Annotated in this window: 19 protein-coding genes; all 19 read right to left on the bottom strand. The window is 71.1% G+C overall.

Annotated features, from left to right (window positions below):
• Positions 1-146: 146 nt before the first annotated feature.
• The 19 genes from AC07B0_RS33135 to AC07B0_RS33045 all read right to left on the bottom strand — a co-directional run bounded on the left by AC07B0_RS33135 (position 147) and on the right by AC07B0_RS33045 (position 21,012).
• Positions 147-1,589: a GuaB1 family IMP dehydrogenase-related protein gene (locus tag AC07B0_RS33135; RefSeq protein WP_356876767.1), complete on the bottom strand. Its 1,443-nt coding sequence runs from the start codon at positions 1,587-1,589 to the stop codon at positions 147-149.
• 250 nt (positions 1,590-1,839) lie between these two features.
• On the bottom strand, positions 1,840-3,117 hold the full coding sequence (locus AC07B0_RS33130) for an IS701 family transposase (RefSeq protein WP_356876765.1): 1,278 nt from the start codon (positions 3,115-3,117) through the stop codon (positions 1,840-1,842).
• Between the two features lie 73 nt (positions 3,118-3,190).
• Positions 3,191-3,835, bottom strand: coding sequence for a TMEM175 family protein (locus tag AC07B0_RS33125; RefSeq protein WP_467298521.1), 645 nt, complete (start codon positions 3,833-3,835; stop codon positions 3,191-3,193).
• Between the two features lie 84 nt (positions 3,836-3,919).
• Positions 3,920-4,261: a nuclear transport factor 2 family protein gene (locus tag AC07B0_RS33120; RefSeq protein WP_356876761.1), complete on the bottom strand. Its 342-nt coding sequence runs from the start codon at positions 4,259-4,261 to the stop codon at positions 3,920-3,922.
• A gap of 14 nt (positions 4,262-4,275) precedes the next feature.
• On the bottom strand, positions 4,276-5,775 hold the full coding sequence (locus AC07B0_RS33115; protein WP_478899699.1) for an ATP-binding protein: 1,500 nt from the start codon (positions 5,773-5,775) through the stop codon (positions 4,276-4,278).
• Entirely contained in the window at positions 5,772-7,034 is a 1,263-nt protein-coding gene (locus tag AC07B0_RS33110) for an MFS transporter (protein WP_356876757.1), read from the bottom strand. Before AC07B0_RS33110 ends, AC07B0_RS33115 begins: the two co-directional genes overlap by 4 nt.
• Positions 7,035-7,070: 36 nt before the next feature.
• Positions 7,071-7,895 carry an FAD binding domain-containing protein gene (locus AC07B0_RS33105; RefSeq protein ID WP_478899696.1) on the bottom strand — a complete coding sequence of 275 codons (825 nt, stop codon included), beginning with the start codon at positions 7,893-7,895 and terminating at the stop codon, positions 7,071-7,073.
• Positions 7,892-10,357, bottom strand: a complete 2,466-nt coding sequence (locus AC07B0_RS33100) for a xanthine dehydrogenase family protein molybdopterin-binding subunit (RefSeq protein ID WP_478899695.1) — start codon at positions 10,355-10,357, stop codon at positions 7,892-7,894. Before AC07B0_RS33100 ends, AC07B0_RS33105 begins: the two co-directional genes overlap by 4 nt.
• The gene (locus AC07B0_RS33095; RefSeq protein WP_478899694.1) at positions 10,354-10,875 is read right to left on the bottom strand and encodes a (2Fe-2S)-binding protein; all 522 of its coding nucleotides are present in this window, start codon (positions 10,873-10,875) and stop codon (positions 10,354-10,356) included. Before AC07B0_RS33095 ends, AC07B0_RS33100 begins: the two co-directional genes overlap by 4 nt.
• Positions 10,866-11,477, bottom strand: coding sequence for an NADPH-dependent F420 reductase (locus tag AC07B0_RS33090; RefSeq protein ID WP_356876749.1), 612 nt, complete (start codon positions 11,475-11,477; stop codon positions 10,866-10,868). Before AC07B0_RS33090 ends, AC07B0_RS33095 begins: the two co-directional genes overlap by 10 nt.
• Positions 11,478-11,513: 36 nt before the next feature.
• A complete protein-coding gene (locus tag AC07B0_RS33085; protein ID WP_356876747.1) occupies positions 11,514-12,998 on the bottom strand; it encodes an aldehyde dehydrogenase family protein in 1,485 nt (494 codons plus the stop codon).
• 36 nt (positions 12,999-13,034) lie between these two features.
• Complete coding sequence (locus tag AC07B0_RS33080; protein WP_356876745.1) at positions 13,035-13,775, bottom strand: type 1 glutamine amidotransferase domain-containing protein; 741 nt, start codon at positions 13,773-13,775, stop codon at positions 13,035-13,037.
• Positions 13,776-13,845: 70 nt separating this feature from the next.
• Positions 13,846-14,592, bottom strand: coding sequence for a MinD/ParA family ATP-binding protein (locus AC07B0_RS33075; protein ID WP_469382093.1), 747 nt, complete (start codon positions 14,590-14,592; stop codon positions 13,846-13,848).
• Positions 14,592-15,851, bottom strand: coding sequence for a PP2C family protein-serine/threonine phosphatase (locus AC07B0_RS33070; RefSeq protein ID WP_356876741.1), 1,260 nt, complete (start codon positions 15,849-15,851; stop codon positions 14,592-14,594). The genes AC07B0_RS33075 and AC07B0_RS33070 overlap by 1 nt, the downstream gene beginning before the upstream one ends.
• Positions 15,833-16,288 carry an ATP-binding protein gene (locus tag AC07B0_RS33065; RefSeq protein WP_478899693.1) on the bottom strand — a complete coding sequence of 152 codons (456 nt, stop codon included), beginning with the start codon at positions 16,286-16,288 and terminating at the stop codon, positions 15,833-15,835. The genes AC07B0_RS33070 and AC07B0_RS33065 overlap by 19 nt, the downstream gene beginning before the upstream one ends.
• Before the next feature lie 36 nt (positions 16,289-16,324).
• Complete coding sequence (locus AC07B0_RS33060) at positions 16,325-16,636, bottom strand: STAS domain-containing protein (protein WP_356876737.1); 312 nt, start codon at positions 16,634-16,636, stop codon at positions 16,325-16,327.
• Positions 16,637-16,662: 26 nt separating this feature from the next.
• The gene (gene glgX, locus AC07B0_RS33055; protein WP_478899692.1) at positions 16,663-18,804 is read right to left on the bottom strand and encodes a glycogen debranching protein GlgX; all 2,142 of its coding nucleotides are present in this window, start codon (positions 18,802-18,804) and stop codon (positions 16,663-16,665) included.
• Entirely contained in the window at positions 18,801-19,151 is a 351-nt protein-coding gene (locus AC07B0_RS33050) for an STAS domain-containing protein (protein ID WP_467298499.1), read from the bottom strand. Before AC07B0_RS33050 ends, glgX begins: the two co-directional genes overlap by 4 nt.
• A gap of 37 nt (positions 19,152-19,188) precedes the next feature.
• The gene (locus AC07B0_RS33045) at positions 19,189-21,012 is read right to left on the bottom strand and encodes an AGE family epimerase/isomerase (protein WP_478899691.1); all 1,824 of its coding nucleotides are present in this window, start codon (positions 21,010-21,012) and stop codon (positions 19,189-19,191) included.
• Positions 21,013-21,015: the final 3 nt, after the last annotated feature.

The following is a 21,015-nucleotide window of genomic DNA, read 5'->3' as shown; positions in this document are numbered from 1 at the left end:
CGGCGCCGACCGGTCGAACGGCACGCCGAACGGGCCAGTGGCAGCCGCCCGGCCCCGGACACGCCCGTGGCCCCGGTCCCGCCCCGGTGAGGGGGCGGGACCGGGGCCACGGGGCGCCGGCGTGCGGTGGGCTGTACGGAGAGGTACTAGCTCCAGCTGGCGTGCAGCGGCTTGCCCTCGGCGTAGCCGGCGGCGGACTGGATGCCGACGACGGCCTTCTCCTCGAACTCCGCGAGGGAGCCCGCACCGGCGTAGGTGCAGGAGGAGCGGACACCGGCGATGATCGAGTCGATCAGGTCTTCGACGCCCGGGCGGGTCGGGTCGAGGAACATGCGCGAGGTGGAGATGCCCTCTTCGAACAGCGCCTTGCGGGCGCGGTCGTAGGCGGACTCCTCGGAGGTGCGGTTGCGCACGGCGCGGGCCGAGGCCATGCCGAAGGACTCCTTGTAGAAGCGCCCGTCGGCGGACTGCTGGAGGTCGCCCGGGGACTCGTACGTACCGGCGAACCAGGAGCCGATCATGACGTTGGAGGCGCCGGCGGCCAGGGCCATCGCGACGTCGCGCGGGTGACGGACACCGCCGTCGGCCCAGACGTGCTTGCCGTACTTCTTCGCCTCGGCGGCGCACTCCAGGACCGCGGAGAACTGCGGGCGGCCCACGCCGGTCATCATGCGGGTGGTGCACATGGCGCCGGGGCCCACACCGACCTTGATGATGTCGGCGCCGGCGTCGATGAGGTCCTTGACGCCCTCGGCGGCGACGATGTTGCCGGCGACGATCGGGACGTGCGGGTCCAGCGCGCGGACGGCCTTGATCGCGTTGATCATCGATTCCTGGTGGCCGTGGGCCGTGTCGATGACCAGCGTGTCCACACCGGCGTCCAGCAGCTGCTTGGCCTTGGCGGCGAAGTCGCCGTTGATGCCGACGGCCGCGGCGATGCGCAGCTTGCCGTTGGCGTCGGTGGCCGGGGTGTACAGGGTGGCGCGCAGGGCGCCCTTGCGGGTCAGGATGCCGACGAGGCGGCCGTCCTTGTCGACGGCGGGGGCCAGCTTGCGGTGGCCCGCGTCGAGCTGGTTGAAGGCGTCGCGGGGGTCGATGTCGGCGTCGATGAGCAGGAGCTCCTTCGACATGACCTCGGAGAGCTGGGTGAAGCGGTCCACGCCGGTGAGGTCGTGGTCGGTGACGACGCCGATCGGGCGGTTGTCGGCGTCGACGACGACGCCGGCGCCGTGGGCGCGCTTCGGCAGCAGGGAGAGGGCGTCGGCGACGGTCTGGGTGGGCGCCAGCGTGATCGGGGTGTCGAGCACGTGGTGGCGGGTCTTCACCCAGGAGATGACGTCGGTGACGATCTCGATCGGGATGTCCTGCGGGATGACGACGATCCCGCCGCGGCGGGCGACGGTCTCGGCCATGCGGCGGCCCGCGATGGCGGTCATGTTCGCCACGACGAGGGGAATGGTGGTGCCGGTGCCGTCGGGCGAGGAGAGGTCCACGCCCTGCCGGGAACCGACCGCTGAGCGGCTCGGCACCATGAACACATCGTCGTACGTCAGGTCGTACGGCGGCTTCAGGTCATTGAGGAAACGCACGTGCTGAACATCCCAGTCGATCGAAGGATCCTTCTATGGCCTCGACGGGGCGCCGAGGAAACGCACGTACTTCATTCTCCCATGACCTGGCGTTCGCGCCGCCCGGGCCGATCCTCCAGGACATTCCGGGCCGTGTGGTTCGTTCCTACGGGACCTTGGTCCCGCAGGCGAAGGAAGGGGTCTACGGGACCTTGGTCCCGTAGGGGCCCCCGGGCCGCGGGGTGCCGCAGGTCCCGGGCGATGTCCGGCATCAGCGGATGTACGCGCGGCGCGGGGACTGGCCGGGGACGAGCGGCCGGGGCGGCAGTACGGCGGCCGGCCGGGCGGGGAGCGGGGAGCGCAGGGTGGAGGGGGGCACGGGCTCGTGGTGTCCGCCGGTCCCGAGCAGCCGGGCCGCGTGGGCCACGCTGGCGAGGGTGGCGTGGTGGTGCCAGCCGCGGAAGGAGCGGCCTTCGAAGTCCCGGATCCCGACGGGTTCGCTGGTCTCGGCGAAGTCCAGGGAGACCCGGTCGGTGAGCTTGGCCAGCAGGAAGAGCTGGGCGAGGGGCCGGTCTCCGATGTTGGTGATCCAGAACTCGGAGGGCAGCAGGGCGGTTTCGGTCCAGGCGCCGAACAGGAGCAGGGGGGTGGGCGGTGCGGGCGCGGGCCGGTCCTCGCAGGGGGTGGCGAGGATGGGGGCCGAGGTGAGCAGGGTGACCGCTCCCTCGGTGCGGCCGTGCCGGGTCCATTCGACGACCCGGCGCTGGGAGCGCAGCGAGTCGATGAGCTCGCGGGCGGGTGCGGTGTGCGGCCCGGGTTTGTGGCGGCCGGCGCCGCCGAAGGAGACGGGCAGGGAGCCGTCGACCTTGAGGACGAAGGGGATGTCCTGGAGGGCGAAGGCCTCGATGGTCTGCGGGAGGTCGGTGTTGGAGACGTCCATCACGACCGGCCGGCGCTGGAGCTGCCAGGTCGCGGCCATCCGCTGGACGGCGTGCACGGCGTCCTGGGCGGGGGTGAGGGAGCGTGCGGTGTCGGGGATGCCGGCCCGGCGGCGGCGGAGCAGTTCGCTGGTCCAGGGGCCGGGGAGGGTGAGGGTCCATTCGACGGGGAAGCTGGCGTCGCTGGAGGCGAGCCAGATCCCGCCGGCCTGCTGACAGTTGGCGGTGCGGCCGAGCTGGGGGACGAACTGCCGGCCGACGCCCACGGACCGGTCTCCGGCCTTCTCGATGACCATGGGCTGCACGACCCATGCCAGGGGTCGCTGGGCGGTGCGTTCCAGGTGCTGGGCGAGGGAGCGGCGGACCGGTGTCCAGTCCCAGGGGGATTTGCTGATGAACTGCTGGAGGCTCTGTTCGACGGAACTGGCTCCGGTTCCGGCGATGTTACGGATCGTTTTCTTCCCGCTGGTCCGCACGAGGCCGTTCAGATAAACACGGGCCCAGTTCCGCTGGTCCCGCCGGGGTAAGGATTCGAAAAACAGCGAGATCAGCACGTCGATCAAATCGGAGATTTCCTTCGCGGATTCCTCCGGCAGGACTGCGCGAGCCATCTGGGCCTCCCCCGCGACCAGACTAGATCCTTTACCCTACTTGACCGCGGAGAACGGCCGTAGGCCCGGGCGGCTACTTCCTGAGGTCGCTGACAGATTCGAGCCGCTCTTCCCCTACCACGAGCGGGATGGGGATCTGGTTCGCCGCGTAGTAGAGCGCGATCAGGAAATGTGCGACGAGAGTGAGGGGTGCCGAGAAGAAGGACAGAACAACGGTCAAGGGGTAGGCGACCGCGCCCAGTCCGAATCGGATCCTCGTGGCCCGGGCGCCTTCCTTGTCCACGGTTTCGTGGAAGAGGTGACCGACCTGGGTGACGTACCACCAGAAGCCCAGGAAGGCGAGAGCGTACACGACGGTCCACGAACTGTAGAGGATGGCGGCCACGTTGGCCGATTCCCCGTCCGTGAGGTGTTCGGCGAGCACGTTGGTCGTATACGGAATCACCGAAACCACCATCAGCACCAGGAGGTTCAGGAACAACAGCGGTCGGTCGACCCGCTTGAGGTGGCTGAAGATCGTGTGGTGGTTCACCCACATCACGCCGATGATGAGGAAACTCACCAGATAAGCGGCGTAGTGCGGCCATTGTTCCCAGAGCCCGTGCCAGAGTGCGGTCCCCTCCTCTTCCGGAACCTTTAACTCCAGCACGAGAATCGTGATCACGATGGCGAATACGCCGTCACTGAAAGCCTCTACGCGGTTGGTTTCCTGCTCCATGACCTCCCCTTCACCGATTCGTCCGCGTGTGCGGGGAGGGCACTTCCCCCGCCCTCCCCGCACACGCTACCCACGAAAGGACCCTCAGCCGCCGAATCCGGCGGTCTGGCGCCAGATCCGGCCATCGCGGACGACGAGCGTCCCGAACGCGTGCTCCGGTTCGCCGTTCAGGTTCATGATCGCCCGGTAGAAGATGGTGTCCTCGGTTTCGATGTACTCCTGGAGTTCGACCAGGGTGGGCTTCACGGTGAGATATCCCGTGAACGTCTCGCGAACGGCGTCGATGCCCACGGAAGCGCCCTCGAAGCGCAGCAGCACGGCGTCGTCGGTGTAGTTCTTCATCACCGCCTCGATGTCCAGGGCGGCCAGCGCCTCCATCTGGCGGACGAACACGGGGTGCAGCTTGGAGATGTCGTACGTGGCCATGCTCGACTCCCTTTTCAGCGGGTGGCGGCGCCCCGGTCGGCGGCGCCGCCGGTGACGGAACTGCTGGTGGCGGCCGGTGCGAGCGGCAGCCGGACGATCATCCGGGTCTCCCCCGGACGGGACCGGGCCGTGATCGACCCGTGGTGGCGCTGGGTCACGATCCGGTAGCTGAGGTGCAGCCCCAGGCCCGTGCCCTTCCCCACGTCCTTGGTGGTGTAGAAGGGTTCGAAGATCCGCGGCAGGACCTCTTCCGGGATGCCGCGGCCGGTGTCGGTGATCTCCACGACCATGCAGACGCCCTCGGCCCGGGCACGCAGCGTGAGTACGCCGGCGCCTTCCATGGCCTCGGCCGCGTTGTCGACCAGGTTGGTCCACACCTGGTTCAACTCGCCTGGGTGGCCCGTCAGTTCGGGCAGTTCCGGCTCGTACGTCCGCACGATGGTGATGCCCGTCAGCTTGGACCTCAGCACGACCAGGGTGTTCTCCAGGCCGTCGGTCACCGCGAAACGCTGCTCGGGGGCCCGGTCCAGATTGGCGTAATCCCGGGTGGCCGACACGAGTTGGGAGATCCGCGGGCCGGCCGCGCGCAGCTCGGCGGCCAGGGAGCGGGCCTCCAGCAGGGCCGCGAGGTGGTCGAGGGCGGCGGGCAGGGCGGCCGCGCCGATCCCCTCCAGCCGTTTGCGCAGCCAGGGGAGGTCCAGGCCGAGGTCGGAGGCGCCGGAGCCCAGCAGTCCGGCGTGTCCGGCTCCGGTCTCCGCAGCCCAGTCCGCGATCTCCTCCTCCGCGTCGGCCCGCTCCAGCGGGTCGCTGGTGGCGGGGGGCCCGAGCGCGTCGAGCTCCCCGGCCAGCCGGTCCAGTACGGTGCGCTCCGCGCCCGAGGCGGCCGCGCCCCACGCCCGGGCGGTGCGGGTCAGCCCGTCGAGGGCGGGCACGAGTTCCTGCGCGGCGCGGGCCACGGCGGCGGCCGGGTTGTTCAGTTCGTGCGCCAGACCGGCGGCCAGGGTGCCGAGCGCCTCGACGGTGGCCCGTTTGCGGGCCTGTACCTCGGAGGACTTGATCCGCCAGGCCAGTACGGGAAGCAGGACGGCGGCCACCCCGTGGCAGCGGGTCAGCATCTCGAAGAACACCGGCTTCGGGTAGGCGACGACGGTCGTCGCCGGCCCGCTCGCCGCCGCGGTGGCCACGTAGGAGCCGTCGGTCAGCAGCGGCAGCTCTCCGGTGAAGCGGTGCGCGGCGGCGGGTTTGCCGTCGTGGTCCTCGGCGGCGGCGCCGTCCTCCTCGGTGGAGTGCCGGGTGAGTACCTCCTCCCTGCCGTCGACGACCTTGGTGACGAGCAGGCCTCCGGAGAGCAGCACGTGGAAGCCCGTGGCCTCCTCGCCGTCGCGGAAGAGGACCTCCCCGTCGGCCAGGACCCGGGGTTCGGAGACCGCCACCAGCCAGTCCAGCTGGTCGTCGGTGATCGCGGCGAAGAGCTCCAGCTCCCGCAGGGCGGACCTCAGCAGGGCCGTGTTCACGGCGTGCTCCCCTCTGCCCTGGTGCGGGCGGCCAGTCGCAGGGTCGCGAGCAGGGCCAGCGCGCACACCCCGGCGACGGCGGCCATGAAACCGACCGAGGTGCGGTGCAGTCCGTGGATGTTGGTCAGCATTCCGGCGAGGACCGCCGGGACGCTCATGGCCAGGTACGCGAAGACGTAGACGGCGGCGGTGAGTTCGCCGCGGTGTTCGGGTGCGGCGAGGGCGCTCAGCGCCCGGAAGGAGCCGAGGAAGGCGGCCCCCCAGCCGGCGCCGAGGACGGCGGTCGCGCCGAGGAACAGGGACGCCGAACCGAGGCCGAGGGCGAGCAGGACCAGGCCGAGCCCGGCGAGCAGGCCGAGCAGCCCGAGCACGGCGGTTCGCAGCGCCCCGGTGCGGCCGAGCAGCAGCTGGGCGCCGGTCGCGGCGCCCGCGAGGAGGGCCACGGTCGCCCCGCCGGCGAGGTGGTTGGTGCTGCCGAGCAGGGACAGGGCCAGGTGCGGTCCGAGGGAGAGGTAGAACCCGCCGACCGACCAGACGGCGACGATGGTCAGCACGAGCACCGCGAACCGGCCGCGTACGGCGGCGGGCACCCGGATCCGGTGCGGGACGACCCGGAAGCGGCCGCCCGCGCCGGGAGCGCTCTCACCCATCCGGACCACCCCGGCCAGGACGACCGCGAAGGCCCCGGCCAGCAGCAGGTAGCTCAGTACGGTCGGCGCGGGCGCGTACTGGACGAGGAGGCCGGCGCCGATGCCGCCGAGGCCGATCCCGACGGTCGGTCCCGCGCTGTTGACCTGCGCTCCGAGGGCGGGCCGCGCCCGGGGGGCGAGTTCCAGCAGGGCGGCTCCCATCGCCCCGGTGGCCAGGCCCACCGCGAGGCCCTGCACGGCGCGGGCGGCGAGCAGCAGGCCGAGGCCCTGGGCGGCGGCGAACAGGCCCATGGAGACGATCGCGAGGACCAGTGCGGCGCCGAGGACGGGCCGGCGGCCGAGGGTGTCCGAGAGGGAACCGAACAGCAGGAGTCCGGCGAGCACGGTGACGGCGTACAGGGCGAAGACCACCGTGATCGTGCCGGAGGACAGGTCCCACTCCTGCTGGTAGAGCACGTAGAGGGCGGAGGGTACGGAGGAGGAGAGCATCAGCAGGACCAGGACCGCGCCCACCACCCGGAAGCCGGATGGTCCGGTCCCGGCGGCGGCCGCGCGGGCGCCTCGGTGCACGGTGTCTCCCCTGGTCGTCGTCTCGGTCGGTTCGGCCACGGCGTCAGCTCCACTCCCCCCGGGGACCGGGCGGCGTCAGGCGGGGGTGCGGACGGCCCTCGCCAGGGCGCGGGCGGTGAGCACCCCCGCGAGGTGGCCGAGGTATTCGGCCGAGGTGCCGCGCCCGGGGACGAACAGTTCCCGGGGCTCGGCGCGGAAGGCCGCGAGTACGGCCTCCGTGTCGTACGGGCCGTCGCGCAGCCGGTCCTCGACCCCGCGCAGGCGCAGGGCGCGCCGGGTGGCTCCGGTGACGGCGATCCGCGGCCCGTCGGGGGTGATCCGTACGGCGGCGGCGCACAGCGGGTAGCGGGTGGCGCGGTCGGCGGTCTTCTCGAAGGCGCCGGCCGGGCCGTCGGCGGGCACCAGCAGGGCGGTGACCAGTTCCCCCGACGGGACGCCGGAGGCGGTGAGGTCCTCGGCGGGTACGGTGCGGAGCCCGCCGGGCCCGGCCAGTTCCACCGTCGCGCCGGCGGCGAGGGCGGCGACGGGCAGGTCGGTGGGGCGGCCGGTGACGGCGAGGTTCCCGCCGACGGTGCCGAGGTTGCGGACCTGCGGGTCGCCGTTGGCGCGGGCGGCGGCGGCCGCCTCGGGTGCCCCGGCGAGCACGAGCGGGTCGGCGGCGAGCGCGGCGAGGGTGGTGAGGGCCCCGATCCGGATCCCGTCGGCGGTCCGCGCGATGCCGCGCAGCTCCTCCAGGTGCCGTACGTCGACCAGGAGGCGGGCCGTCGTGGCGCCGGTGCGCAGCTCGGGCAGCAGGCTCTGGCCGCCGGCGAGCGCGCGGGCGCCGGGGTCGGCGGCGAGCAGGGCGAGGGCCTCGTCCAGGCCGGCGGGCCGGACGTAGTCGAAGTCGGTGAGGATCACTGGTCTTCTCCTCGCAGGCGGCGCCACACCTTCTCGGGGGTGAGGGGCATGTCGATGTGCCGGACGCCCAGGTCGGAGAGGGCGTCGACGACCGCGTTGACGACGGCGGCGGCGGGCGGCACGGTGGCGATCTCGCCGGCGCCCTTGGCGCCGAGCGGGTTGTGCGGGCTGGGCGTGACGGTCTTGTCGAGGGCGAAGAAGGGCACGTCGGCGGCGCGCGGCAGGGCGTAGTGGCCGAGGTCGGAGCTGATGAGCAGGCCGTTCTCGTCGTACTCGGCGGCCTCCATGAGGGCCTGTCCGAGGCCGTGGACGATGCTGCCCTCGATCTGCCCGTGGACGATCTTCGGGTTGCCGATGTTCCCGGCGTCGTCGACGGCGGTGTAGGCGACCACCTCGGTCTCGCCGGTGAGTTCGTCGACCTCGACGACGGCGACGTGGGTGCCGAAGGGGTAGTTGAAGTCCGGCGGGTCGAAGTGGGTGGTCTCGTCGAGGGCCGGTTCGATCTCCGGGGGCAGGCCCCAGCCGTACCACATGGCCATCGCGAGTTCGGCGAAGGTCTTGGCGTTCTCCTCGTTGCCCGCCTCGTGGACCTTGCCGTCCGCGTAGACGGCCTTGTCCTCGGGGATGCCGAGGAAGACGGCTCCGGCCCGGAGCAGCTTGGCCTTGATCTTCCGGGCGGTGAGGGCGACGGCGGGCGCGGCCATGCTGTAGGAGCGCGAGCCGTAGGTGCCCTGCCCGTACGGGGCCTTCTGCGTGTCGCCCTCCAGCACCTGGACGGTGTCCGGGTCGATGCCGAGCTCGTCGGCGGCGACCTGGGCGAAGACGGTGCCGTGGCTCTGGCCGGTGGAGGCGGAGCCGACGGTGACGGTGACCTCGCCGGTCGGGTGGACACGGATGTTGGCGCTCTCCCAGGTGCCGCCGAGCATGCCCTCCTGGGACATCCGGGTGGAGGGGCCGACCCCGCAGATCGCGACGTAGGTGGCGATGCCGACGCCGAGCCGTTTGCCGCGGGCCCGGGCCTCGGTCTTGCGGGCGGGCATGTCCGCGTAGCCGGACAGCTCCAGCGCCCGGTCGAAGTTCAGCTGGTAGTTCCCGGAGTCGTACGTCCAGCCGAGGCCGTTGTCGTACGGGAACTTCTCCTTGGGCACCAGGTTCTTGCGGCGTACGGCCGCCGGGTCCATGCCGATCTCGCCGGCGTAGCGGTCGACGAGGCGTTCCATCAGGAAGGCGGCCTCGGCCCGTCCGCTGCCGCGCTGGGCGCCGAGGGAGACGGTGTTGGTGAAGGCGGCGTAGACCTCGCAGAAGGCCGCGTCGATGTCGTACATGCCGCTGATGGAGCGGCCCATCAGGGCAGTGGCCACTCCGGGACCGATGGTGGAGGGGTAGGCGCCGAGGTTGGCGTAGCTGGTGCAGCGCACGGCGGTGATGCGGCCGTCGCGGGTGCCGGCGAGGGTGACGTGCTGGCGGTGGTCGCGGCCCTGAACGGTGGAGTTCATCAGTCCGGTGCGGGTGTCCACCCATTTCACGGGCCGGCCGAGGGCCTTGGAGAGCAGCAGCACGAGCGCCATGTCGGGGTACAGGTAGCCCTTGGTGCCGAAGCTGCCGCCGACGGTCGGGGCGATCACCCGGAGCTTGTTGAAGGGGATCCCGAGGACCAGCGCGGAGAGCAGGAAGCGGTGGTTGTGGGGACCCTGGGTGGAGGCGTAGAGGGTGTAGTCGCCGGTGCGGGCGTCGTAGTCGCCGACCGCTCCGCGGGGTTCGATGGGGCTGTTGATGGTGCGCTGGTTGACCAGGTCGAGTTCGACGGTGACCTCGGCGGCGGCGATGGCCGCGTCGGTGCGGTCCTTGTCCCCGCAGGTCCAGTACGCGTTCAGGTTGCCGGGTACGGCTTCGTGCAGCTGGGGCGCGCCCTCGGCGAGGGCCTCGTCGGCGCGGGTGACCACGGGCAGCGGGTCGTAGGCGACGGTGATGGCGGCGAGCGCGGCGGCGGCCTGGCGGGGGGTCTCGGCGACGACGACGGCGACGGGGTCGCCGACGTGCCGGACGGTGTCCCCGCTCAGCACCGGGCGGGATCCGGGCAGTCCGTAGGGGTGGGGCGGGAAGTGGCTCTCGACCCCGCCGGGTATCCAGATGCAGGGCAGCGGCATCACGTCGGTGAAGTCGGCGGCGGTGGCGACCTTGAGGACGCCGGGCAGCCGCTCGGCGGGCCCGGTGTCGATGGAGAGGATCTTCGCGTGGGCCACGGTGCTGCCGAGGATCGCCATGTGCGCGGTGCCCGGCAGGTCGATGTCCGCCACGTACGTCGCCTCGCCGCGCAGGAGCTGCGGGTCCTCGCGGCTGTCGAGCGGCCGGCCCAGTACGCCCGCCCCGGCGGGCGCCGCTTCGGTCGCGGCTTCGGTTCCGGCTTCGGCCGTGGCCGTAGCTGTAGCCGTGGCCGTGGTTTCCCCCGTCACGGTGGTCATCTCGCCGCTCCCTCCTGCCCGGGCGTGCCGGTCGCCGCCCCGGCGGGCGCGGCGGGGGCGCAGGCGCGCTGCACGCCGCGGACCACGCTGTGGTAGCCGGTGCAGCGGCACAGGTTGCCGGTGAGCCATTCGCGGATCTCCGGTTCGGTGGGGGGCTCGCCGCCCGTGGTGTTCTCGACGAGCTCGCCGAGGGCCATGACCATGCCCGGGGTGCAGAAGCCGCACTGGGTGCCGTGCTCCTGGCGCAGTGCCTCCTGGAGTCCGCTCAGTTCGCCGCCGGGGGCGGTGACGCCCTCGATGGTGGTGACCTCGGAGCCGGCGGCGGCCGCGGTGAGGACCAGGCAGCTCTTGACGGACCGGCCGTCGAGGCGGACCACGCAGGTGCCGCACTGGCCGGTGTCGCAGCCGACCTTGGTCCCGGTCAGTCCGAGTCCGTCGCGCAGCCGTTCCACGAGGAGTTCGCTGGGACGTGCCGAGAACCGTTCGGGTCTTCCGTTCACGTGCAGTGTCAGATCCATGCGAGCGCCTGCGCTTCCGTGAGCGGCCGGTTGAAAAGGGGCCCGCCGGGCTGCTGGAGAATTCCTCCGGAATGCAGCGGGCCGGTGTCGACGGCCACGAATCCGAGATCCGTGATGATTCCGGCGACGATTTCCTTCGCTTTCGGGTCGTCGCCCGCCGTGAAATGCGCCAGGCGCTCGCCCGGTGCGGTTCCGGCGACGGCGAGGGTTTCGAAATGCATGGTGTTGAGGGATTTCACGATCCGGGCGCCGGGATACCAGTCGGCGACCAGTTCGCTGGAGCCCCGGCCGCCGGGAGCGGGGGCGGGCTCTCCGGGGGCTGGGAACGCGTTGGTGGCGTCGATCAGGACCTTGTCCTGGACGACGTGCGGCGGCAGCAGTCCCCGGACACCGGCGAACGGCACCATCAGCACCAGGAGGTCGGCGCGGCCGGCGGCTGCGACGGGGTCCGCGGCCTGCGCCGCCGGGCCCAGTTCGGCCAGCAGGGGTGCGAGCGCGCGCGGCCCGCGGGCGTTGGCCAGGACCACGCGGTGGCCCGCCGCCACCATGATCCTCGCGAGGGCCGAGCCGATCCGGCCGGTGCCGATGATGCCCGTCTGCATGGAGGCTCCTCAGTCGCTCGTCCGGCGCGGCCGGCGTCAGTCCATCCCGATCCAGACCGACTTGGTCTGGGTGTAGCTCTCCAGCGACTCGGGGCCGCACTCGCGGCCGTAGCCGGAGGCCTTGTAGCCGCCGTAGGGCACGGCGGGGTCGTACTGGTTGTAGCAATTCACCCAGACCGTGCCGGCCTTGATCTGGGACGCGACCCGGTGGGCCCGCCGCAGGTCCTTGGTGTGGACCCCGGCGGCGAGGCCGTACGCGCTGTCGTTGGCGATGCGCACGGCGTCCTCCTCGGTGTCGAAGGGGATGATCGACAGGACGGGGCCGAAGATCTCCTCCTGGGCGATCCGCATCCCGTTGTCGACGCCGGTGAAGACGGTCGGCAGGAAGTACAGGCCCTGGCTGGAGGCTCCTTCGGGGGTCCAGCCCGTGCCGCCGGTGCGCAGCACCGCGCCTTCCTTCTCGCCGACCTCGATGTAGGAGCTGACCTTGTCGAACTGGCCGCGGTGGGCCAGTGGGCCGAAGAGCGTGGCGGGGTCGCGCGGGTCGCCCGGCTTGAGGGCGGCGGCGCGCCGGACGAGGCGTTCGACCATCTCGTCGTGGACGGGGCGGTGCAGCAGGAGCCGGGAGCCGGCGGTGCAGATCTCGCCCTTGTTGTAGTAGATGCCGAAGAAGGCGAGTTCCTCGGCGGCGTCGAGGTCGGCGTCGGCGAAGACGATGTTGGCGGACTTCCCGCCGAGTTCCATCGTCACCTTCTTCAGGGTGCCGGCGGCCTTGCGGATGATGGACTGGCCCACGACGGTCGAGCCGGTGAAGGCGATCTTGTCGATGCCGGGGTGGTCGGTGAGGGTCTCCCCCAGTTCCACGCCGGGGCCGGTGATGACGTTCAGCACGCCGTCCGGGATCTCCGCCTCCTGGAACAGTTCGGCGATCTTCAGTGCGGTGAGCGGGGTGGCCGGGGAGGGCTTGTGGACGACCGTGTTGCCGGCCGCGAGGGCCGGGGCGATCTTGGTCATGGACAGCAGCAGCGGGAAGTTGAACGGGGTGATGGCGCACACCACTCCGAGCGGTTCGCGCAGGGTGTAGGCGAGCTGTCCGCCGGCCGGGGCCCGGGAGGAGCCGTCGACGCGGGTCACCGCGCCGGCGTAGTAGTGCATGAGCTGGGCCGCCATGGGGGCGTCGACGGTGCTGGAGAACGCGAACGGCTTGCCCATGTCCACCGTCTCCAGCAGGGCGATCTCCTCCAGGTCGCGCTCGATGAGCTCGCCGACCCGGTTCAGCCGCAGCGCGCGCTCCTGGGCGGAGAGCCGACTCCACGGGCCTTCCTCGTACGCCGTGCGCGCGGCCTGGACGGCCGCGTCCGCGTCGGCCGCGGCCGCCTGCGCCACCGGCACGATCTCCTGGCCGTCCACGGGGCTGACGTCCGGTTCGGTACGGCCGTCCCGGGCGGGGACCCACTGGCCTCCGATGAACAGTTTCCCGGGGTTGGCCAGGGGCTGGCCGCTGAGCTCGCGCTTGGTCATGGCTGACCTTCCGGTGTCGGGTGCGGTGCGGGCTCGCTAGCCCTGCGGGAGCTGGGTCAGGAACGTTTCGGCGAGGGCCTTGGAGGAGTACGGGTTCTGGCCGGTGGTGAGCCTGCGGTCCACGACGACGTGCGAGTCCCAGATCGCTTCGGCCTTCTCGTAGCGGGCGCCGAGTCTGGTGAGTTCGGCCTCCAGGATCAGGGGGAGCCGGCCGGCCATGTTGGTGACCAGTTCCTCGCTGTGCGAGAACGCGGTCATCCGGTAGCCCTCGAAGGGCCAGCGGCCCTCGCCGTCGCGCAGGGCGAGGAGCGCGGTGTGGCCGTGGCAGACGGTGGCCAGCGGCTTGTCCTGGGCGATGGCCCAGCGCAGCAGCTGGGCCAGTTCGTCGGACTTGGGCAGGTCGCCGATGGCGCCGTGGCCGCCGCTGACGTAGATGCCGTCGTATCCGGCGACGTCCTTCTCGCCCAGGGATTCCAGGGCGATCGGCTGCTTCAGCTGGGGGGTCTCCTCGATCACGCGGACGTAGGCGGCGGCGTTGGCCGCGTCCTCGTCGGGCGAGCCCTCGGGGCGGACCCAGCGCAGGAACTGCGGGTCGATGCTGGTCTGGTCGACCGTGGGGGCGCGGCCCCCGATCGTCGCCACGTCCACGGTGTGGCCGGCGGCCCGGAAGACCGTGTAGGGAACGGCGAATTCCTCGGCCCAGAATCCCGAGGGGTGCTGTTCTCCGTCCAGCAGGTGGAGCGTGGCCTTTGCCGTCATGACGACGAGTATCTTCATGACCGTTCTCCTTGTTCTGGATTCGCTGCCGATTCAACACGCCCCCTGCTGGGGGCGTAAGGGGGTGGCGTCAGGCGCGCGATACTTCGTCACGTGCGTCCAGCGCCGAAAGGATCGCGCGGAATTCACCCACCAGGGGGTGGCCCGGGTGGGCGTCCACGAATATGCGCTCGCCGTACAGCGCCGCCATTTCCGGTACGTACGGAAGTACTCCGGCCAGGGGTGCGCCGTAGACGTCCTCGGCCCTGCGGCGGACGTCCTGCCGGTCGATGCCTTCGGGCGCCATGCTCAGGACCAGGACCCGCCGGCAGGCGAGCCGTCCGACCAGGGCGATGGTCTCCTCCACCCCGGAGAGGTCGATGCGGTCCGCCCGGGCCATGATCAGGACGACGTCGGCGCTGCCCATGGCGGTCACGGACTCGTTGTTCAGCCCGGCGTGCGTGTCGAGCAGCAGCACGTCGAGCGCGTGGTGGCGGGCCAGCCGGTCGAAGCCCTCGGGGAGCAGCCCGACGTCGTAGCCGGTGGTCATCAGCTCGCGCAGCGCGGCCGTCCCGGTCCGGGCCGGTACGAGGTACAGCCCGGGCACGCCGGTCCGCCTGGCCGCGGTCTCGATCTCGCAGCGGCCGAGCAGGTAGTCGGCGAGCGAGCCGGCTCCGGGCGGGAGCCCGAACAGCAGGTCCAGGGTGGGTGACTGGAGGTCGGTGTCCACCGCGCCCACGCGGTGTCCCCCGGCCGCGAGGAGCAGCGCGAGGTTCGCCAGCACCGAGGACTTGCCGGTGCCGCCGCGGTGCGAGTGCACCACGATGGTCCGGGTCATCAGGCCACCACCCGGTGGCCCGGTCCGGTCGCGTGCGGCCCCCGCGCCGCGCGTGGCCGGTGCAGGGCCAGCATGGTGACGTCGTCGTGCTGTTCGGCGGTGCCGGTGTGCTCGCGGACCGCGAGGTCCATCCGGTCGACGACGTCCTTGCCGCTGGCCGGGGGCCCGCCGAGCAGTTCCAGCATCCGCTCGTCGCCCAGGAAGCTGCCTTCGGGACAGCGGGCCTCGGGCACTCCGTCGGTGAACACGAAGAGGGTGTCGCCGGGGTTCACCTGGGCGTAGCCGAGGGTGTAGACGCAGTCGGGCAGGACGCCGACGGCCGGTCCGGTGACGTCCAGCGGCCGGGGCAGGCCGCCGTCGCCGCAGAGCAGGAGCGGCGGGTTGTGGCCGCCGTTGATGTAGACGAGGCTGCCGGTGAGCGGGTCGAGCACGCCGAAGAAGAGGGTGGCGAAGTAGCCCTGCCGCAGGTGGTTGCGGGTGAGGTAGCCGTTGGTCGCGGTGACCGCGTTGAGCAGGGGGGTGGCGCCGACGACCGGGGTGCGGCGGCTGCCGCCGGTACGGCTCGCGGCCATCAGGTGCTGGAGTCCGCTGTTCTCGGCGGTGTGGCGCAGCAGGGAGCGGATGAGGGCCATGAAGAGGGCGGCGCCGACGCCCTTGTCGCAGACGTCGGCGACGACGACGGCCAGGCGCCGGCCCCGGGAGAGCTCGAAGACGTCGTAGAAGTCCCCGGCGACCTGCCGGGCGGGCCGGAAGCGCACGTCGATCTCCCAGCCCGCGGGGACGGGCAGCGATTCGGGCAGGAAGCCGGCCTGGATCTCGCGGCCGATCTCCAGTTCCTTCTCGTATCCCATGAGTTCGGCGCGGGCGTCGGCCTCGCGCAGGGTGCGGCCGAGTCCGGCCCGTTCGGAGCAGCTGTGCAGGCGGGCGCCGACGAGGGCGGGCAGGAAGGGCGGTACGAGGTAGTCGTGGCCGAGGCGGACGTGCCGTTCCAGGGCGGTGAAGTCCCCGGCGGTCCAGACGACCACGATGGGGGCCCCGGCCCAGCGCCGCAGCCTGCGGACGGCGGTCCGTACGGCCTCCCCGTCGGTCTCGGCCGGGGCGAGCAGCACGTCCGCGACGGGCAGTACCTCCAGCGGGCCCTCGTGCAGCTGGGCCAGCGTGCGGGTGACGAGTTCCGCGTCCATCGACCGCAGCGCGTCGAGCAGTTCGCGCGGCGGGGGCGGGTGCTCGTCGAGGATGATCACGATCGTGGAGGGCATGGGTCCGTCCCCTCGGCCTTCACAGTGAGCGTGCTGATGTTGCGGCCGTCGCTGCGTGCGTAGGCGTACTCGTCCACGCTGGTCAGTGCCAGGTGGATGCCGAGGCCGCCGACCCGCCGCCGGTCCGGGGGAACCCCGGGGGCGGGAGGCAGGCGGCCCTCGACGGGGTCGAACGCGGGGGCGGTGTCCTCGATGACGATCCGCACCCCGTCGGGGCCGGAGCGGCCGCGGACGGTGATCCGTCCGTCGCCGCCCCGGTACCCGTGCATGACGATGTTGGTGGCCAGTTCGTCCACGGCCAGCCGGATCCGGTAGACGGCCGACTTGCAGAGGCCCGCCCGGCCGGCCAGCCGCAGGACGAACGCGGCGATCTCGCCCAGTGCCTGCACCGTCGCGGGCACCTCCAGCACGGCGGGCTTCCTCGCCAGTTCGACCATGTCGTTCACCGGGGCCGGCCGGGGCGGGCCGCGGACTCAGCCATCGGCGAGCAGGATGCTGCGGTCCAGCCCGGCCGTCCGGATGGTCCGGGAGACGGGTTCGATGGCTCCGACCACCTTGATGGTGACGTGGTCCGCCACCTTCTGCTGGGCGAAGACCAGGGAGCGCAGTCCGGCGCTGGCCATGTAGCCGACGCCGGCCATGCGGATCTCGACGGTGCTGGTGCCGTGGCCGGCGGCCTTCTCGATGGTGCGGTGGAAGTCCGGGGCGGTCTTGGCGTCCAGCTCGCCCGTCAGCTCGATCACGGTGGTGTCGCCCTCGATGCTCAGGGACACGGAAAGCGGCATGTCAGGTCTCCTTCGGTCGGGGCGTCTCAGGCGTCCCGGGGTTCGGGGTCGTTCGCGCGGCCCACGAGGATCACCACCGAGCGCGGGCCGATCAGGTACTTGCCGGCGTTGTCCAGTTCCCGTTCCGCTCCGGGGCTGCGGATGTCGTGCGGTGCCCCGGCTCCGGTGTCGGCGAACAGGTGCCAGCTGCGGCCGCCGGGGAGCGCGGGCAGTTCGAGGTCGTGCGCCTCCCAGTGGGCGTTCATGGCCACGTACACGACGTCGTCGTCCCCGGTGCCGCAGCGGGCCACCGCGATCAGCCGGCTCTCGGAGGACCAGTCGGGCTGCCAGGCGCGTTCCCCGTGCCAGCTGATGTCGGGCAGGCCGAGGCCGTCGCGGAGCCGGCCGGTGGGGTGGGAGGTGGAGCGCAGTTCGCGGTGGCGGCCGCGGAAGGCGATCATCTCCCGGGTGAAGCGCAGGAGTTCGGCGTTCTGGTCGACCTGGTCCCAGTCGAACCAGGACAGTTCGTTGTCCTGGCAGTAGGTGTTGTTGTTGCCCTGCTGGGTGCGCGCGACCTCGTCCCCGGACAGCAGCATCGGGATGCCCTGGCTGGTGAAGAGGATCGCCAGGGCGTTCTTCATCTGGCGCAGCCGCAGCGCGTTGACCTCCGGGTCGTCGGTGGGGCCCTCGGCTCCGCAGTTCCAGCTGGCGTTGTCGTTGCCGCCGTCGTTGTTGCCCTCGCCGTTGGCCTCGTTGTGCTTGTCGTTGTAGGAGACGAGGTCCGCGAGGGTGAACCCGTCGTGCGCGGTCAGGAAGTTGACCGAGGCGGAGGTCCCGCGGGTGGAGTACAGGTCGGGTGAGCCGGCGATCCGCGTCGCCAGTTCGCCGGTGACTCCGGGGTCGCCCTTGAGGAAGCTGCGGACGGTGTCGCGGTACTTGCCGTTCCACTCGGCCCAGCGGCCGTACGCCGGGAAGTTGCCGACCTCGTACAGTCCGCCCGCGTCCCAGGCCTCGGCGATGAGCTTGGTGTGCCGCAGGACGGGGTCGAAGGCGAGCAGTTCCAGCAGCGGCGGGTTGGGCAGCGGGGTGCCGTCCAGGTCCCGGCCGAGGATGGCGGCGAGGTCGAAGCGGAATCCGTCGATGTGGTAGTCGGCGACCCAGTGGCGCAGGCAGTCCAGCACGTAGTTGCGCACGACGGGGTGGTTGCAGTTGACCGTGTTGCCGGTGCCGCTGAAGTTGAAGTAGTACCCCTCGGGCGTGAGCATGTAGTACGTGGCGTTGTCGAGGCCCTTGAAGGAGATGGTCGGACCCTGCTCGTTGCCCTCGGCGGTGTGGTTGAAGACGACGTCGAGGATGACCTCGATGCCGGCCGCGTGCAGGTCCTTGATCAGGGTGCGGAACTCGTCGCCCTGCATCCCGTAGCGTCCGGTGGCCGCGTATCCGGCCTTGGGCGCGAAGAAGGAGACGGTGTTGTAGCCCCAGTAGTCGTAGAGCTTCTCGCCGGTCTCCGGGTTGCTGCGCGGGTTGTCGCTCTCGTCGAACTCGAACACGGGCAGCAGTTCGATGCAGTTGATCCCGAGTTCCTTCAGGTACGGGATCTTCTCCCGCAGTCCCGCGAACGTGCCGGGGGCGGTGACCCGCGAGGAGGGGTGGCGGGTGAAGCCGCGCACGTGGGCCTCGTACACGACGAGGTCCTCGGCGGGGATCCGCAGCGGGGTGTCGTCGCCCCAGTCGAAGTCCTGGAGGCAGACGCGCGAGCGGTACTGGTAGCCGCGGCTGTAGTCCGGCTCCACGCCCCACACGTCGCGGCCGGCGATCAGCCGGGCGTAGGGGTCGGAGAGGATCTGCCGGGCGTCGAAGCGGTGCCCGGTGGCCGGGTCGAAGGGGCCGTCGGCCCGGTAGCCGTACTCGATGTTCTCGTGGTCGAGGCCGAAGACCGTCATGGCGAAGACGCTGCCGGTGCGGAACTCCTCGGGGAACTCCAGTTCGGCCATCGGCTCGGGCTCTCCGCGCTTGAAGATGACCAGGGTCATGGAGGTGGCCCGGTCGGAGAACACGGAGAAGCTGACCCCGCCGGGGACCACGTTGGCCCCGAACGGGAACGGTTTGCCGGCGCGGACCCGGTACCCGCCCACCTCGTGGGTCGGGTACGCGTCGACGCGCAGGACCTGCTCGGAACGGTCGCTCATCGCACGGCCTTCGCCTTGGCCTTGGCCGCGGCGGCCGTGGCCTCGCCGGTCTCGAAGAAGTCGAGGAAGCCGGTGGCCGACATGACGAACCGGACTTCCTCGCTCACCCCGTACAGGGTGACCGCGACCCCGGCGTGCTGCGCCTCGCGGTAGACCACGAGCAGCGTGCGCAGGCCCGCGCTGGAGACGTAGGTGACGGCGGTGAGGTCGATCTTCAGCGGCTTGTCCTCGCGGACCAGCGGCAGGAGTGCCTGGAGCAGGGCACCGGAGGTCTCGCTGTTGATCTCGCCGGTGGCGACGAGCACGGTGCCCGTCTTGTTCCGGCGTTCCTTCACGTTCAGTGTCATTGCATTCCCCTCTGGTTGGGGCGCCCCCCGTTGAGCGCTACTTCTTGGTCACGGGCCGGAGCCGGACCTTGACCCTGACCCGTCCCCGGACGTCGGGGAGGCGGACGGTGAGCCCGTCCGCGTCGTACTCCTCGTACGGCTTCTCGTCGATCTCCACGGACGCGATCCGCACCGAGCCCGCGGGCAGCAGGTCGGGCGAGACGCGCAGGACGCGGTCCGGCAGGCCGGCCGGGTCGGGCTGGAAGTGGAAGTCCATCTCCCGGCCGTTGACGAGCAGGTTGTTGTAGACGGCGGCGAGGTAGCAGAGCTCCGCCGAGTGGTACATGGACATCGAGTGGCTGCCCTTGAGCCGTTCCGTGCCGAGCAGGTACGGCGTACCGGCGGCGAGCACGTTGAAGTAGACGGCTCCCTCGTCGTGGTCGAGGAAGAAGGTGTTGTAGAAGGCCTCCGCCTGCCGGGCCTCGCGCAGGTTCGCGTCGCCGCCGACCGTGCCGTTCAGGATGAGGTAGGCGAGGATCGCCTGCTCCTGCTGCCACCAGGCCTTGCGGTCGTGCCAGGCGAAACGGTGGGTCTCCTCGTCGCCGCGCTTCACCCGCTCGACCACGTCGTACCAGCCGCCGCGCTGCACGTCGCTGCCGACGGCCGGCATGATCTCGCCGATCTTCCTGGCCAGCTCCTCGTAGGCGGGCTTGGCCTTCAGCGAGTTCATCCGCATCAGGTTCCAGGCGATCTTCAGGTTGTGCCCGACGACCGCCCGGTTCTGCTGCCAGCTGTGGGTGGTGTCGTGGGACCAGTCGCGGTTGAAGCGTTCCTGGACGAAGGGGCTGTTCTCGTAGTCGGGGAACTTGTCCGCGATGGTGTCGAAGGTGTACTCGAGGAAGTCGGCGTACTTCTGCTCGCCCGTCGCGAGGTACAGGTTGATCAGGTAGGCGGGCGCGTGGTCGCCGACCGAGTTCCAGTTCTTGCGCTCGGCGTTCTCGCCCAGCGACTCGTGGTCGGCGCTGAAGAGGATCGGGTCGATGTGCGAGTAGTAGCCGCCCTGGTCCGGGTCCAGGAAGAACTTGTCGAAGAGCCGGATGGTGGCGTCGGCGTCGTTCTTGATCCGCGCGTCACCGGTGACCCGGTAGGTCTGGATCGGGCCGGCCAGCGCGTAGATCTGCTCGTACATCGGGATGGCGTCGTAGTCGTCGGAGAACTCCGAGGTGAACAGCTTGCGTTCGCTGTCCCCGTCGACGCTGATGCCGTGGTACCAGAAGACCACGTCCTCCTCGCTGTCGACGACCCGCATGTGCTTGCGCAGGTACTCGGTGCCGCGCTCGGCGACCTCCAGGTACTCGTCCTTGCCGGTCAGCAGGTAGGCCGAGGCCATGCCGTAGACCAGGCGGGAGATGGTGTCCGTCTCCTGGACGTGGCTGGCGGTCTTGTCGCCGCCGAGCCGGATCTCGGTGCGGTACTCGGTGAAGTCCACCGGCCCGTCGCCGAACTGCGCCCGCTTGTAGAAGTCGGCGAGCGACTCGATCTGCTTGATCCACCAGCTGGGCTCCTCGAAGCGGTAGTCCTCCGCCCCGCGGCCCAGGAAGACCAGCCGCTTGGCCTCGAACCGCCCGCCCCGCTCCGGGTAGTGGATCCCGTGGACGAACAGGAAACGGCCGGGCGAGAGCATCTCGTCGATGTGCCCGGAGGCGTCGACGTACGGCTCGTCGAGGTTGCGCACCAGCTCGGCGCTCGGGTCGCCGCCCAGCGAGATCCCGAACTCGCGGCCGTCGGAGGTCTTCAGCCTCAGCAGCCGGGCCGCCGAGTCGAAGCGGACGACGTAGCCCGCGATCGTGTCGGAGAAGGAGAAGTTCACGGCGTCAGCCATGTG

Source organism: Streptomyces sp. NPDC044704 (genome assembly GCF_056433525.1).
This window is presented reverse-complemented; position numbering and strand designations above follow the sequence as displayed.